General features: G+C 70.4%; 13 protein-coding genes. 7 read left to right on the top strand and 6 right to left on the bottom strand.

The genetic code is table 11. The annotated features are described in order from the left end of the window. Positions 1 to 96: 96 nt before the first annotated feature. Positions 97 to 1329, top strand: coding sequence for a citrate/2-methylcitrate synthase (locus tag ACVK00_RS14870; protein WP_284897393.1), 1233 nt, complete (start codon positions 97 to 99; stop codon positions 1327 to 1329). Here ACVK00_RS14870 and ACVK00_RS14865 read toward each other — a convergent pair. Next, positions 1302 to 1625 (bottom strand): DUF2917 domain-containing protein, encoded by a 324-nt coding sequence (locus ACVK00_RS14865; protein ID WP_006755900.1) that lies wholly within the window; start codon positions 1623 to 1625, stop codon positions 1302 to 1304. The genes ACVK00_RS14870 and ACVK00_RS14865 overlap by 28 nt on opposite strands. Positions 1626 to 1849: 224 nt before the next feature. Here ACVK00_RS14865 and mdtD point away from each other — a divergent pair, with 224 nt between their 5' ends. Next, a complete protein-coding gene (mdtD, locus tag ACVK00_RS14860; RefSeq protein ID WP_284897395.1) occupies positions 1850 to 3286 on the top strand; it encodes a multidrug transporter subunit MdtD in 1437 nt (478 codons plus the stop codon). 210 nt (positions 3287 to 3496) lie between these two features. Further along, entirely contained in the window at positions 3497 to 4771 is a 1275-nt protein-coding gene (locus tag ACVK00_RS14855) for an EAL domain-containing protein (RefSeq protein WP_012364534.1), read from the top strand. Between the two features lie 15 nt (positions 4772 to 4786). Here ACVK00_RS14855 and ACVK00_RS14850 read toward each other — a convergent pair whose 3' ends face one another. The 3 genes from ACVK00_RS14850 to ACVK00_RS14840 all read right to left on the bottom strand — a co-directional run bounded on the left by ACVK00_RS14850 (position 4787) and on the right by ACVK00_RS14840 (position 7066). Then, a complete protein-coding gene (locus ACVK00_RS14850) occupies positions 4787 to 5401 on the bottom strand; it encodes a class I SAM-dependent methyltransferase (protein WP_284897399.1) in 615 nt (204 codons plus the stop codon). A 92-nt stretch (positions 5402 to 5493) separates the two neighbouring features. Further along, positions 5494 to 6549: a 2-dehydropantoate 2-reductase gene (locus ACVK00_RS14845; RefSeq protein WP_284897402.1), complete on the bottom strand. Its 1056-nt coding sequence runs from the start codon at positions 6547 to 6549 to the stop codon at positions 5494 to 5496. After that, positions 6542 to 7066 carry an Mpo1 family 2-hydroxy fatty acid dioxygenase gene (locus tag ACVK00_RS14840; protein WP_228905375.1) on the bottom strand — a complete coding sequence of 175 codons (525 nt, stop codon included), beginning with the start codon at positions 7064 to 7066 and terminating at the stop codon, positions 6542 to 6544. The genes ACVK00_RS14845 and ACVK00_RS14840 overlap by 8 nt, the downstream gene beginning before the upstream one ends. 81 nt (positions 7067 to 7147) lie before the next feature. Here ACVK00_RS14840 and ACVK00_RS14835 point away from each other — a divergent pair, with 81 nt between their 5' ends. After that, positions 7148 to 7855: a Crp/Fnr family transcriptional regulator gene (locus ACVK00_RS14835; protein ID WP_284897404.1), complete on the top strand. Its 708-nt coding sequence runs from the start codon at positions 7148 to 7150 to the stop codon at positions 7853 to 7855. Positions 7856 to 7960: 105 nt separating this feature from the next. Next, positions 7961 to 9172 (top strand): chromate efflux transporter, encoded by a 1212-nt coding sequence (gene chrA, locus ACVK00_RS14830; protein ID WP_284897775.1) that lies wholly within the window; start codon positions 7961 to 7963, stop codon positions 9170 to 9172. Between the two features lie 109 nt (positions 9173 to 9281). Here the strand turns inward: chrA and sodB are convergent, their stop codons facing one another. Together sodB and xseA are read right to left on the bottom strand one after the other, a co-directional pair. After that, positions 9282 to 9860 carry a superoxide dismutase [Fe] gene (gene sodB / locus ACVK00_RS14825; protein ID WP_014896247.1) on the bottom strand — a complete coding sequence of 193 codons (579 nt, stop codon included), beginning with the start codon at positions 9858 to 9860 and terminating at the stop codon, positions 9282 to 9284. A gap of 242 nt (positions 9861 to 10102) precedes the next feature. Then, on the bottom strand, positions 10103 to 11485 hold the full coding sequence (xseA, locus tag ACVK00_RS14820) for an exodeoxyribonuclease VII large subunit (RefSeq protein WP_228905381.1): 1383 nt from the start codon (positions 11483 to 11485) through the stop codon (positions 10103 to 10105). A gap of 450 nt (positions 11486 to 11935) precedes the next feature. On the opposite strand from xseA, the gene lpxK reads away from it, so the two are divergent. Then, complete coding sequence (lpxK, locus tag ACVK00_RS14815) at positions 11936 to 12964, top strand: tetraacyldisaccharide 4'-kinase (RefSeq protein WP_284897410.1); 1029 nt, start codon at positions 11936 to 11938, stop codon at positions 12962 to 12964. After that, on the top strand, positions 12945 to 13148 hold the full coding sequence (locus ACVK00_RS14810; RefSeq protein ID WP_006750935.1) for a Trm112 family protein: 204 nt from the start codon (positions 12945 to 12947) through the stop codon (positions 13146 to 13148). The genes lpxK and ACVK00_RS14810 overlap by 20 nt, the downstream gene beginning before the upstream one ends. The last annotated feature ends 34 nt before the right edge of the window (positions 13149 to 13182 follow it).

Here is a 13182-nt window from a genome sequence, read left to right as displayed (position 1 = left end):
CGCGACGGGTGCGATCAATCTTGATTGCGCGAATCAATGCATAACGATTAGTTGTAGCCGGGCTGCGTTTCATGCGCCCCGACAGGAGCGATCCGCATGACGTCCCTCAGCGCGCCGGAAGCCGCCGGCATTCTCGGTGTCAGCGTGAGCACCCTTTATGCATATGTGAGCCGCGGCCTGCTGCGCTCGCTGCCCGACGGCGCGAGCAAGCGCCGCCGCTACGACGCGGACGAGGTGCGCCTGCTCGCGCGCCGTCGCGCCGATGCAAAACGCGCGGGCGGCGTCGCCGAACGCTCGCTCGACTGGGGCGTGCCCGTGCTCGAATCGCGGATCACGCAGATCGCCGACGGCCGCCTGCACTACTGCGGCGCCGATGCGATCGCGCTCGCGAACGACGCGACGCTCGAGGAAGCGGCCGCACGGTTGTGGGATTGTCCGCCCGCGCGGCTCGCCGCCGCATCGCTGGCGTCGACCGGTTTCGACGCCGCGCAGTGGGACGACTGGGCTCGCCGCTGGGCGCATCTGGCGCCGCTCGAGCGCACGCTGGTGCTGCTCCCCGCCGCGGCCGCGTCGCTGCCGCGCCTGTGGGCGCAGGGGCGCGACGCGCAGTTCGACGCGGCCACGCTGCTGCTGCGCGTGACGGCGGCCGCGCTGGCCGGCAGCACGCCGAATGACGCGCCCGTGCATCGGCAGCTCGCCGCCGCGTGGCGCATCCGGCGGCGCGACGAAGCCGACCTGCTGCGCCGCGCGCTCGTGCTGTGCGCCGATCACGAGCTGAATCCGTCGACCTTTGCGGTGCGCTGCATCGCATCGACCGGCACCCACCTGTTCGGCGCGATCGCGGGCGGGCTCGCCGCGCTGTCGGGCCCGCGCCACGGCGGCGAGACGTTCCGTGCGGGCGCCCTGCTCGATGAAGCGGCGCGTGCCGCCGACCTCGATCGCTATCTCGCGCTGCGCGTCGCGCACGACGAACGCGCGGACGGCGCACGCACGGTGCTGTCCGGCTTCGCGCACCCGCTCTATCCCGACGGCGATCCGCGTGCACGCGCGTTGCTCGACGCACTGCACGCGACGCTGCCCGACCGGGCCCCGCTACAGGTGGCTCGCGCGCTCGCCGCGCGCGTGGAAGCGGCGACCGGCCTGCGCCCGTCGATCGATTTCGCGCTCGCGGTGCTGGAGCGCACGTTGGCGCTGCCCGACGGCGCCGCGTTCACGCTGTTCGCGGCCGGCCGCACCGCGGGCTGGATCGCGCATGCGCTCGAACAGTATGCGGACGGCAAGCTGATCCGGCCCCGCGCACGCTACGTCGGCAGCGATGCGACGGCCTGAGCGCGGCCGGCGCGCCATGCGGCAAACCGTCGCCACGCGATCGGCGTGGCGTGCACGGCCGGCGCCGCCTGCGGGCCGAACGCGAACACCGCACCGCCCGCCGCCGCGCTGATCCATACGCGCATGCCGGGCAGCAGCGCCAGCGACTCGCCGGCGCGCAGCCAGTGATCGTCGGGTCGGCCCTCGACCGTCACCCACAGGTCGCCGTCCGCGACCTGCAGCGCGGTGCGATCGACGATCCGCCACCGCGCGGCCGGCTCGTTGCCGTCCATCTCGTAGAGTCGCAGTTCGCGCATGGCGGCCTCCGGGTCGCGTGGGTTCGATGACACCAGTATTCCGGACAGCGGCAACACACGGACAGATACGCCTGCAGACACTTTCGGCTGAACTGTACCGGTCCGCCGGCGGACGGGCGTCCGCCCGGTATCGGGTCCGGACGGCTGGCACGCCCGGCCCCATTCTGCGTGTTCCGGTGGCTTTGCCTACAATGGCGGCTGTCCCGCGCCCCCGGTCCGCCCCCATGTTCCAACGCCCTCCCGCCGCCGCTCCCGGCGAAAAGAACCTCACCGTGATGCTGTGGCTCGTCGCGACGGGCTTCTTCATGCAGACGCTCGATGCAACGATCGTCAATACGGCGCTGCCGTCGATGGCCGTGAGTCTCGGCGAATCGCCGCTACGGATGCAGTCGGTCGTGATCGCTTACTCGCTGACGATGGCGGTGATGATCCCCGTTTCCGGCTGGCTCGCGGACACGTTCGGCACGCGGCGCGTGTTCTTCAGCGCGATCCTGGTGTTCTCGCTCGGCTCGCTGCTGTGCGCGAATGCGCATACGCTGCAGCAGCTCGTCGTGTTCCGCGTCGTGCAGGGGGTGGGCGGCGCGATGCTGCTGCCGGTCGGGCGGCTCGCCGTGCTGCGCACGTTCCCGGCCGAACGCTACCTGTCCGCGCTGTCGTTCGTCGCGATTCCCGGGCTGATCGGTCCGCTGATCGGGCCGACGCTCGGCGGCTGGCTCGTGAAGATCGCGTCGTGGCACTGGATCTTCCTGATCAACGTGCCGGTCGGCGTCGCCGGCTGCGTCGCGACCTTCTACTCGATGCCCGACTCGCGCAACCCGGCCGTCGGCCGCTTCGACCTGAAGGGCTATCTGCTGCTCACGATCGGGATGGTCGCGATCTCGCTGTCGCTCGACGGGCTCGCCGATCTCGGCATGCAGCACGCGGCCGTGCTGGTGCTGCTGATCCTGAGCCTCGCGTGCTTCGTCGCGTACGGACTGTACGCGGTGCGCGCGCCACAGCCGATCTTCTCGCTCGAACTGTTCAAGATTCATACGTTCAGCGTCGGCCTGCTCGGCAACCTGTTCGCGCGCATCGGCAGCGGCGCGATGCCGTACCTGATCCCGCTGCTGCTGCAGGTGAGCCTCGGCTATTCGGCGTTCGAGGCCGGGCTGATGATGCTGCCGGTCGCGGCGGCAGGGATGTTCTCGAAGCGGATCATCACGCACCTGATCACGCGGCACGGCTACCGCAAGGTGCTGCTCGCGAACACGATCATGGTCGGCGTGATGATGGCGAGCTTCGCGCTGATGCGCGACACGGTGCCCGTATGGGTGAAGGTCGTGCACCTTGCGCTGTTCGGCGGCTTCAACTCGATGCAGTTCACCGCGATGAACACGCTGACGCTGAAGGATCTCGGCACCGGCGGCGCAAGCAGCGGCAACAGCCTGTTCTCGCTCGTGCAGATGCTGTCGATGAGCCTCGGCGTCACGGTCGCCGGTGCGCTGCTGGCAACCTTCACCGGGATGCTGCGCACGGTGACGCCGAGCAATACGCTGCCCGCGTTCCATGCAACCTTCATCTGCGTCGGGATCATCACGGCCGCGTCGGCGTGGATCTTCGCGCAGCTCGCACCCGAAATCCGCGGCCGCGCGCAGAAGACCGACCCGTCCGAACGCGCGTGACACCCGGCGCAACGCGCGTGACGCCCGGCGCACGCCGTCGAGATCGCCGCGATCGCCACGACGGCGCGGCGCGCACCATGTCGGTGCGGCCGTGCTGCACCGCGCGGCAGCCGGCTCCCGCGGTGGGCCGCCGCACGGGGCACGACGCCGTGCATGCTTCTTGCTCGCCTATTCTGTAGGTAAACTGGCAGTCTTCCTTCGGCCGACATCATGAGCATGATCGACATCGATCCCCCCGGCTTCCAGCCGCCCCGCCCCGTCGCCGGTGACGACGGAAAGCGGCGCACCGTGCTGTACGGCGCGTACACCGTGTTCAGCGTGTTCCAGCCTGTTTTCTCGGTGTCGCACCGCCGCGCGATCGGCTATCACGCGTCGCTGCGCGCGCACGACGAGGAAAGCCGCCAGGTCGCGTCGCACGAGGTATTCACGCAGGCGGCGCGGCGCGGCGACCTGCTCGAGCTCGGCCGGCTCGCCGAATCGCTGCACCTCGGCAACTTCCACGCGTTCGACAGTCACGACGAATGGCTCTTCCTGAGCCTGCATCCGGCCGCGCTGATGGACACCGTCTACGGGGACGCGCTGCTCGCGAACCTGAAGGCGCTCGGCCTGCCGCCGCATCGCGTGGTGCTCGAGGTGCCCGAACAGGCGGGCGGCGAGACGCCGCGCTATGCGGCGATCGTCGACGGGTTGCGCAAGGCCGGCTTCCTGATCGCGCTCGGCGGCTTCGGCGCGAAGCATTCGAACATCGACCGCGTGTGGCACCTGCACCCCGACATCGTCACGCTCGATCGCGGCATCCTCGCGCAGGCGAGCGAGCACTCGCATCTCGAACGCGTGCTGCCGGGGCTCGTGTCGCTGCTGCACGAATCCGGCCAGCTCGTGCTGATGGGCGGGCTCGCGACCGAGCGCGACGCGCTGATCGCGCTCGAATGCGACGTCGATTTCGTGCAAGGGCAGTACTTCGCGGGGCCGAGCGTCGATCCCGTCCAACCGCAGGCCGCCGCCGGCTGCATGGACACGCTGTCGGCCGCGTTGCGGCTGCGCGTCGCCCAACGCGAGCGCACGCAGGCCGAACGCCTCGCGCCGTATGTCGCCGCGCTGGAGGAAGCGAGCCAGAAGCTCGCCGCCGGCGAGCCGCTGATCGACGCCGCCGGCGCCGTGCTCGGGTTGCCGGAAACCGCGCGCTGCTTCCTGCTCGATGCATCGGGCCGCCAGATCGGCGACAACGTGCTCGCGCGCGGCAGCGTATCGCAGCGGGCGAAACGCTTCCGGCCGCTGCTGCATTCGGAAGGCGCGAGCTGGGAGCGCCGCCCCTACTTCAGCCACGCGATGCGCGCGCCGGGCCGCGTGCATCTGACGCCGCCGTACCTGTCGATCAACGAGGCGCACCTGTGCGTGACCGCATCGATCGCCGCGCCGGTCGCGACTGGCATGCAGGTGCTGTGCGTCGACATCAACTGGGAAGCGGCGCTCAATCGCGAATGAAGATGCGCGCCGCGCTCATGCGGCGCCGTTGACATCGTCGGCCCGGCGCGCGATCAGACGATGCACGCGCTTGCCGGACGACGCGCTGACGACTTCATGCTCGTCGATCACCTGCATGCCGGCGCCGAGTGCCGCACGCATGCGCGCAGAATCGAGCGGCGTGTACAAGCGGCCGCGCTCGTCGCGCAACCCACCGTTGCCGGCCACCCGCCAGCTCAGGTACAGCGTGCCGCCGGGCATCAGCAGCGCGGCGAGCCGTGCGGCCGCCGCGGCCGCATCGGCCTGGTCGAGGTGCATCACGACCGTCTCGCACAGTACGTTCCGGAACGCGCCGGACGGCACGCCGGCGAGCGCCGGCAGCGTGGCCAGCTCGAACGTCAGCGACGGGTGGCGCAAGCGCGCCTCGGCGAGCAGCGCGGCGCTCGCGTCGTAGCCGCGCACGTCGAATCCTTGCGAAGCGAGCCAGGCGGTGTCGCGCCCCGCGCCGCAGCCGACATCAGCCGTCGGCCCGGGCGAGAAATGCTGCTCGAGCAGCGCATACATGTCGTCGGGGGCGGCCTGGTCGAGCCAGTCCTGCGCGTATTGCGCGGCATGGGCTTCGTAGGCGTCGAGAGTCGGGCGATCCACCATGGCGATTGCTCCGCGTACGCGTCTGATCGTGCGACGCATCCCGCATCTTAGCCGTTGCGGATCGCGCGTGGTATGGCGCGAGGCGCGCGGCCCTACGCCGCTCGCATGCCGCCCGCGCGGGTCACCTCGGCAGTCAGTTCGGCCCACAGCGCGTCGCCACGCCAGGCCGGCCGCGATGCCGCCGTTTCCGCGTCGTGAACGAGTGCGCAGAGCCGCGCGTTGACCGGCGCCGGCGCGCCGAAGCGCGCGGCCAGCCGGACGATCTCGCCGTTGATCCATTCGACTTCGGTCGCCTGGCGCGCGGCGAGATCGTCGGACATCGACGAACGCGCGAGCGGATCAATCGCGAGCATCCGGCCGCCCAGCGCGCGAAACGCGGGATCGGGGAGTTCCAGCACCGCGGGAATCCATGCGGCCGGCAACGGCGTGAGCCGCGCGGGCCGGATCGCGGCGCGGGACAACACGTGCAGCGCTTCGCGCTGCGCCAGCGCAACGCAGCGCCGGTATGCGCGTTGCGAGAGTTCGTCGCGCAGCGGCAGGTTCGCGAGCGCATTGACCGCGTTGTTCAGGTTCAGCAGCAGCTTCGCCCATTGCACGGCGCGCATGTCGCGGTGCAGCGCGAGCGGCAGCCCGGCACGCGCGAACGCGCCGGTGAACGGCCGCAGCGCGGGCGACGCATCGGCCGCGAGCGCGCCGGTCGAACCCTGGTGAAACGCGCCGGGCCCGCGCTCGATCACGTTGAACGGCACCATGCCGGCCAGCACGGTCGCCTGCGGCAGCGCATCGCGCAACACGTCGGCGTTGGAGAGGCCATTCTGGAAACTGACGACGACCGTGCCGGGCCGCAGCACGTCGGAGAGCTGCGCCGCGGCGTCATGCGTCGCGGCCGACTTCACCGTGACGAGTACCAGCCGCGCGGTGGCCGCGGCGGCCGGATCGGTCGAGAACGCGACCTCGGCCGGCTCGAGCGTCGCGCGATAGCCGCGCGAGTCGGTCAAGGTCAGCCCGTTCGCCCGAATCGCGTCGCCAATTCGGGCTCGGCCGACGAGCGCCACCGGCGTACCGGCCGCCGCGAGCCGGCCGCCGAGATAGCAGCCGACCACGCCCGCGCCGAACACGCAGACGGGCGCGGCCGACGGGTCAGACATGCGAATGCGCGCCGCCGTGGACAGGCCCCGAGCGCCGCTCGACTTCGCGGCGCACGTCGCCGCGCAGGCCCGCGAAGAACGCGACTTCGGCGACGACGAACAGCGGCCCGACGATCAGGCCGACCAGGTCGTCGACGAACGCGGGCTTGCGCCCCTCGAACCAGTGCCCGACGAACTGCACGATCCAGCCGACCACGAACGCGCCGATGCCGATCCCGAGCCACTGCGCGGTGGGCAGCAACGCGAGCGTCTGCGCGGCCCACAGGCCGAGCGCGAACAGCGCGGTCATCACCACGCCGAAGCGCAGGTCGAGGCGCAGGTAGAACACCACGGACGCCACGGCGAGCAACAGCGCGGGCGATAGCGCGACGCCGGCCAGCGTGCCGAGCGCCGGCCGCGACAGCAGCACCTCGACCGCGAACACGATCATCGGAATACCGACCAGGTGCGTCGCGATGTTGCGCGCGTCGCGATGGTAGGCCGCATACTGGGAAAGGTGGTCCTCGAGGGTCTTCATGGTGTCTCCTGAACGATCATTGAGCGCTATGATGCGCGTCACGCCCGAGAACCTCTGTCAGCTACCCGACATCGCGTGCCCATGCCCTCGTCGCTCGCCCCCTACCTGCCGCAGATCGAAGCGCACCCGTGGTTCGCCGCGCTGCCACCCGCGTTGCGCGAAGATCTGCTCGCCCGCGCCGCGGTGCGGCGCCTGCCGGCCGGCCACGCGCTGTTCCGCCGCGGCGACCCGCCATGCGGGCTGTATGCGGTGCTGGCCGGCTCCCTCACCATAGGCGCGGTGGATCCGCAGGGCAAGGAAGCGCTGCTGATGGTCGCCGAACCCGTCACGTGGTTCGGCGAAATCGCGTTGTTCGACGGCCAGCCGCGCACCCACGATGCGATCGCGCTCGACGACACGCTGCTGCTGCACGTCCCGCAGGCCGCGCTGCTCGCGATTCTCGACACGACGCCCCAGTACTGGCGGCAGTTCGCGCTGCTGATGGCGCAAAAGCTTCGGCTGAGCTTCCTGACCGTCGAATCGATGAGCGTGATGCCGGCCGCGCAGCGGCTCGCCGCGCGGCTGCTGATGATTGCCGACGGCTACGGCGGGATCAGCGCCGGGCGCACGCACATCCGGCTGTCGCAGGAAAAGCTTGCGGCGATGCTGTCGCTGACGCGGCAGACCACCAACCAGCTGCTGAAGGCGCTGCAGGCCGACGGCGTCGTGCGGCTGCACGTCGGCGAGATCGAACTCGTCGACGTCGACGCGCTGCGCCGCGCGAGCGGACTGCCCGGCAGCACGGACTGACACCGCCGCGCAAGCGCAGCAATACCGCAAGCGCCGCAACCTCGCATTCCCGCCGTCATGGCATTGCGCTATCGTGGCGGCTCGCTCACCCTCCCCGATCCGCGCTTGAACACGTCGACCGTCACCGCCCCCTCCCGCCATGCCTGGCCCGTGTTCGTCGCGTTCCTGCGGCTCGGCCTCACGTCGTTCGGCGGCCCCGTCGCGCATCTCGGCTACTTCCGCGATACGTTCGTCACGCGGCGCGGCTGGCTGACCGAGCGCGCCTATGCGGATCTCGTCGGGCTGTGCCAGTTCCTGCCGGGGCCGGCGAGCAGCCAGGTCGGGATGGCGATCGGACTGTCGCGCGCGGGCTATGCAGGGATGTTCGCCGCGTGGCTCGGCTTCACGCTGCCGTCGGCGCTGCTGATGATGCTGTTCGCGCTCGGCGTGCGCGCGACGGGCATGCCGGTCGCCGCCGGCGCGCTGCACGGGCTGCGCATCGTGTCGGTCGCGGTGATCGCGCAGGCGGTGTGGGGCATGGCGCGCACGCTGTGCCCGGATGCGCGCCGCGTCACGCTGATGGCGATCGCGGCCTCCATCGCGCTGCTCGTGCCGGCCGCGTGGCTGCAGGTTGCCGTGATCGTCGCGGCGGGTATCGCCGGTCTCGTGCTGTTGCCGCAGCCCGAGCGCGGCGCGCACGATCCGTTGCCGCTGCATGTGTCGCACCGCGCGGGCGTGCTGTGGCTCGCGCTGTTCGCCGCGCTGATCGTCGTGTTGCCGTTCGCGGCCCGCGCGTTCCATTCGAACACGCTCGCCGTCGTCGACGCGTTCTTTCGCACCGGCGCGCTGGTGTTCGGCGGCGGGCACGTGGTGCTGCCGCTGCTGCAGGCCGCCGTCGTCGCGCCGAGCTGGGTCGGCGATTCGGCGTTCCTGGCCGGCTACGGTGTCGCGCAGGCCGTGCCGGGGCCGCTCTTCACATTCTCGGCCTTCCTCGGTGCGTCGCTGCGCGATGCGCCGAACGGCTGGCTCGGCGGGACGATCGCGCTCGTGTCGATCTTCGCGCCGTCGTTCCTGCTCGTGGCCGGCACCGCGCCGTTCTGGGAACGCCTGCGCCGCAGCACGCGCATGCAGGCCGCGCTTGCGGGCGTGAACGCGGCCGTCGTCGGGCTGCTGCTCGCCGCGCTCTATCACCCGGTATGGAGCGAGACGATCGCGTCGCCACGCGATTTCGCGGCCGCACTCGTCGCGTTCGTCGCGCTCGTGTTCTGGCGCGTGCCGCCGTGGGCGGTCGTGATCGCAAGCGCGGCGCTCGGGTGGTTGGCGGGGATGATCGCCTGAGCCGGCGAATGTCGGGTGTCGATTCACGTCCGACAAAAACAAAAAAGCCCTCGTCACGAGGGCTTTTTTTGGGTGCCGCGCGCCGCATAGGCGCGCAGGACACGTGGACTTACGCGAAGTTCTTCGCTGCGAAGTCCCAGTTCACGATGTTCCAGAACGCTTCGACGAACTTCGGACGTGCGTTGCGGTAGTCGATGTAGTACGCGTGTTCCCACACGTCGATCGTCAGCAGCGCCTTGTCGGCCGTCGTCAGCGGCGTTGCGGCGTTGCTCGTCGACACGATGTCGAGCGAACCGTCGGCCTTCTTCACGAGCCATGCCCAGCCCGAACCGAACGTGCCGACCGCTGCCTTCGAGAACGCTTCCTTGAACGCGTCGTACGAACCCCACTTCGCGTTGATCGCGTCGCCCAGCGCGCCCGACGGTGCGCCGCCGCCGTTCGGCGACAGGCTGTTCCAGAAGAACGTGTGGTTCCAGATTTGCGCGGCGTTGTTGAAGATGCCGCCCGACGACTTCTTCACGATCTCTTCCAGCGACAGGTTTTCGAATTCCGTGCCGGGGATCAGATTGTTCAGGTTCGTCACATAAGCCTGGTGATGCTTGCCGTAGTGGTACTCGATCGTCTCTTTCGAGATGGTCGGCGCGAGTGCGTCTTCAGCGTACGGGAGCGGCGGGAGCGTATGAGCCATGGCGATTCCTTCGTTGAGTATGTAGGGAGGCTGTGTTGGATGCTGCCGAGCGTCCGATTGTAGGCGAGTCCGAATATCCCCGCAAACTCACGGGCATTTATCCGCGGTATGCAGAAAATCGGCGTTGGCGCTTCATCCGGCACGACGAGACGACGATGCGCAGCATCCGTTCCCGCGCGCGGCGCAACCGGTCGATCCGGGACGCCGGGCGCGCGACCTCCGTTTCGCGTACGCCGCCCTCGTCAGATCGAATCGGTCAGCCGCGGCTGCACGTCGGCAAGCGACACGTCGGCCGAGCCTTCGGCGAGATGCACGGTCAGGCGGCGCTGCGGCTTCAGCGCGCTCGGCGCACGCACCGCACGGCCGGTCTGCGCGTCGATCAGCGCCGCGTAGCCGCGCTCGAGCGTGCGCTGCGGGCTCAGCACCTCGAGCCGCGCCGCGCAGGCCGAGACCCGCGCGGTGTCGCGCTCGTGACGGCGCTGCAACGCCACGGTGAGACGCTGCGACAGTCCTGCGAGCGCATGGCGCGCCTGCGTCGGATCGGGCCGCGCGCGCTGCCAGCGCAGTTGCGCGAGCGCGAAACGCGCACGCGCGTCGCGCACCGGCCGCGACGCCGCCGACGCGAGCCGCACCGCCAGTTGCTCGACGTGGGTGCGCTGCCGCTGCAGCCGTTCGGCCGGGCTGACGAGCCGGCGTGCGAGCCAGTCGAGCTGCTGCGCGCGCTGCTCGAGCCCGCGCTCCAGGCTGCGCGCGAGCGCGCGCTGCCGGTCGGCGACCTCGCGCAACAACAACGCGCGCTGCGGACTTGCGAGCTCGGCCGCGCCGGTCGGCGTCGGCGCGCGCAGGTCGGCCGCGAAGTCCGCGATCGTGAAATCGGTTTCGTGGCCGACGCCGCTGACGACCGGCAGTTCGCTCGCGGCGATCGCGCGCGCGAGCGCTTCATCGTTAAACGACCACAGATCCTCGATCGACCCGCCGCCGCGACACACCAGCAGCACGTCGACCTCACGCCGCGCGTTGGCGGCCTGCACGGCCGCGACGAGCTTCTCGGCCGAGCCCGCGCCCTGCACGGGCGCCGGATAGACGATCACCGGGATGTGCGGCGCGCGGCGCGCGAGCGTGGTCAGCACGTCACGCAGCGCGGCGGCCTGCAGCGACGTGACGATGCCGATCGCGCGCGGGTGCGCCGGCAGCGGCCGCTTGCGCTCGGGTGCGAACAAGCCTTCGGCCTCGAGCTGCGCCTTCAGCCGCAGGAACGCCTCGTACAGGCGCCCTTGCCCGGTGCGCCGCACGGCCTCGACATTGAGCTGCACTTCGCCGCGCGGCTCATACATTGTGACGACCGCGCGCACCTCGATCCGGTCGCCTTCGCGCGGCGTGAACTCCGCATACTGCGCGCGACCGCGAAACATCACGCAGCGCATCTGCGCCTGCTGGTCCTTGATCGAGAAATACCAGTGGCCGCTCGCGGCGCGCGTGAAATTCGAAACTTCGCCCGAAATCCACAGCAGCGGAAACGAGCGCTCGAGCATCGTCGAAATCGCGCGATTGAGCGCCGAAACGGGAATCACTTCGTCGCCGCCGCGGGTGGCGCCGGGAACGGAAAAAGGAGAGTCGGAAAGCATGGGCGATCGAATGAATGCTGGCGGCGACACGATAGTCCGACACGCGCCCGACGTCCAGCGCCGACCGCGCGCGCCGCGATGCGCGAAATGTGTCCACACTCTGGCAATCGTCCGCCAAAAACGCTGGAAAACCGCGGAAAAATCCAGACAATTGCTTGCAACACCTTGATTTTTATATATTTTTAAACCTTACGAACTCATTCTGGACCGATTCGATGTCCGCCCGGCGGGCGTTTGGCGCGAACAGGCGGGGAGTTCTTCACAGACTTATCCACAGTCCGCCCCGATCCGGCCCCGTCGGGTGCGTCGCCCGGCCGCGCTTGCCGCGCCCGCGTGCGGCGCGCTAGAGTGCCGCCTTCCGAAGACCTTGCGGCATGCGCCGCGCAACGGAGAATCCGTCTTGACGAATCCGTCCCACGCCGCGGCGCACGACACGCCGCGCCCGGCCCGATGAGCGCGCCCGGCGGCCCGCTCGCGCGGCTCGAAGCGCGCCTCACGCGCGAATGGCAGCGACGCGGCGCACTCGCCTGGGTGCTCACGCCGTTCGCGTGCGTGTTCGGCCTGTGCGCGGCGCTGCGCCGTACCGCCTACGCACAGGGCTGGAAACAACCGGTCGACGTCGGCGTGCCCGTCGTCGTGGTCGGCAACGTGACCGTCGGCGGCACCGGCAAGACGCCGACCGTGATCGCGCTCGTCGATGCGCTGCGCGCGGCCGGGTTCACGCCGGGCGTCGTGTCGCGCGGTTACGGCGCGAACGTGAAGGCGCCCACCGCGGTCACGCCCGCGTCGCGCGCGAGCGCGGCCGGCGACGAACCGCTGCTGATCGCGCGCCGCACCGATGCGCCCGTGTGGGTGTGTCCCGACCGCGTCGCGGCCGCCCAGGCGCTGCGCGCCGCGCACCCGGACGTCGACGTGATCGTCAGCGACGACGGTCTGCAGCACTACCGCCTCGCGCGCACGGTCGAACTCGTCGTGTTCGACCACCGGCTCGGCGGCAACGGTTTCCTGCTGCCGGCCGGCCCGCTGCGCGAGCCGCTGTCGCGCCACCGCGACGCGACGCTCGTCAACGATCCGTACAGCGGCGCGCTGCCGCCGTGGCCCGACACTTATGCGCTCGCACTGACGCCGGGCGCCGCGTGGCACCTCGACCAGCCGGCGCTGCGCCGCCCGCTGTCGCAGTTCGCGCACGAGCGCGTGCTCGCCGCGGCCGGCATCGGCGCGCCGGAACGCTTCTTCGCGACGCTGCGCGCGGCCGGCCTCGCGCCGGCGACGCGCGCGCTGCCCGACCATTACGCGTTCGCCGACAATCCGTTCGTCGACGACGCAGTCGACGCCATCCTGATCACCGAGAAGGATGCAGTAAAATTGGGCGCTTCCTGGCGCGACGCTCGGCTGTGGGTCGTCCCCGTCGAAGCCGCGCTCGATCCTCGCCTCATTGCCCTCGTTGTGGAGAAACTCCGTGGACGCTCGCCTGCTTGAAATCCTTGTGTGCCCTATCTGCAAAGGCCCGCTCCACTATGACCGCGCCGCGCAGGAGCTGATCTGCAACGCGGACAAGCTCGCCTACCCGATCCGCGACGGCATCCCCGTGATGCTCGTCGACGAAGCACGCCAGACCGTCGAAGGCACGCCGGTCGACCCCGCAGGCCCGGCCGGCAGCTGAACGCCGCCCTGCGGCACCGGCACGCGGCCGCGTG

The organism is Burkholderia sp. PvR073 (assembly GCF_054055695.1).
This window is presented reverse-complemented; position numbering and strand designations above follow the sequence as displayed.

Excerpts from the sequence above, each read along its gene's own strand:
- ACVK00_RS14870 (WP_284897393.1), top strand. The coding sequence starts at position 97 with ATGACGTCCCTCAGCGCGCCGGAAGCCGCCGGCATTCTCGGTGTCAGC.
- ACVK00_RS14865 (WP_006755900.1), bottom strand. The coding sequence starts at position 1,625 with ATGCGCGAACTGCGACTCTACGAGATGGACGGCAACGAGCCGGCCGCG.
- mdtD (WP_284897395.1), top strand. The coding sequence starts at position 1,850 with ATGTTCCAACGCCCTCCCGCCGCCGCTCCCGGCGAAAAGAACCTCACC.
- ACVK00_RS14855 (WP_012364534.1), top strand. The coding sequence starts at position 3,497 with ATGAGCATGATCGACATCGATCCCCCCGGCTTCCAGCCGCCCCGCCCC.
- ACVK00_RS14850 (WP_284897399.1), bottom strand. The coding sequence starts at position 5,401 with ATGGTGGATCGCCCGACTCTCGACGCCTACGAAGCCCATGCCGCGCAA.
- ACVK00_RS14845 (WP_284897402.1), bottom strand. The coding sequence starts at position 6,549 with ATGTCTGACCCGTCGGCCGCGCCCGTCTGCGTGTTCGGCGCGGGCGTG.
- ACVK00_RS14840 (WP_228905375.1), bottom strand. The coding sequence starts at position 7,066 with ATGAAGACCCTCGAGGACCACCTTTCCCAGTATGCGGCCTACCATCGC.
- ACVK00_RS14835 (WP_284897404.1), top strand. The coding sequence starts at position 7,148 with ATGCCCTCGTCGCTCGCCCCCTACCTGCCGCAGATCGAAGCGCACCCG.
- sodB (WP_014896247.1), bottom strand. The coding sequence starts at position 9,860 with ATGGCTCATACGCTCCCGCCGCTCCCGTACGCTGAAGACGCACTCGCG.
- xseA (WP_228905381.1), bottom strand. The coding sequence starts at position 11,485 with ATGCTTTCCGACTCTCCTTTTTCCGTTCCCGGCGCCACCCGCGGCGGC.
- lpxK (WP_284897410.1), top strand. The coding sequence starts at position 11,936 with ATGAGCGCGCCCGGCGGCCCGCTCGCGCGGCTCGAAGCGCGCCTCACG.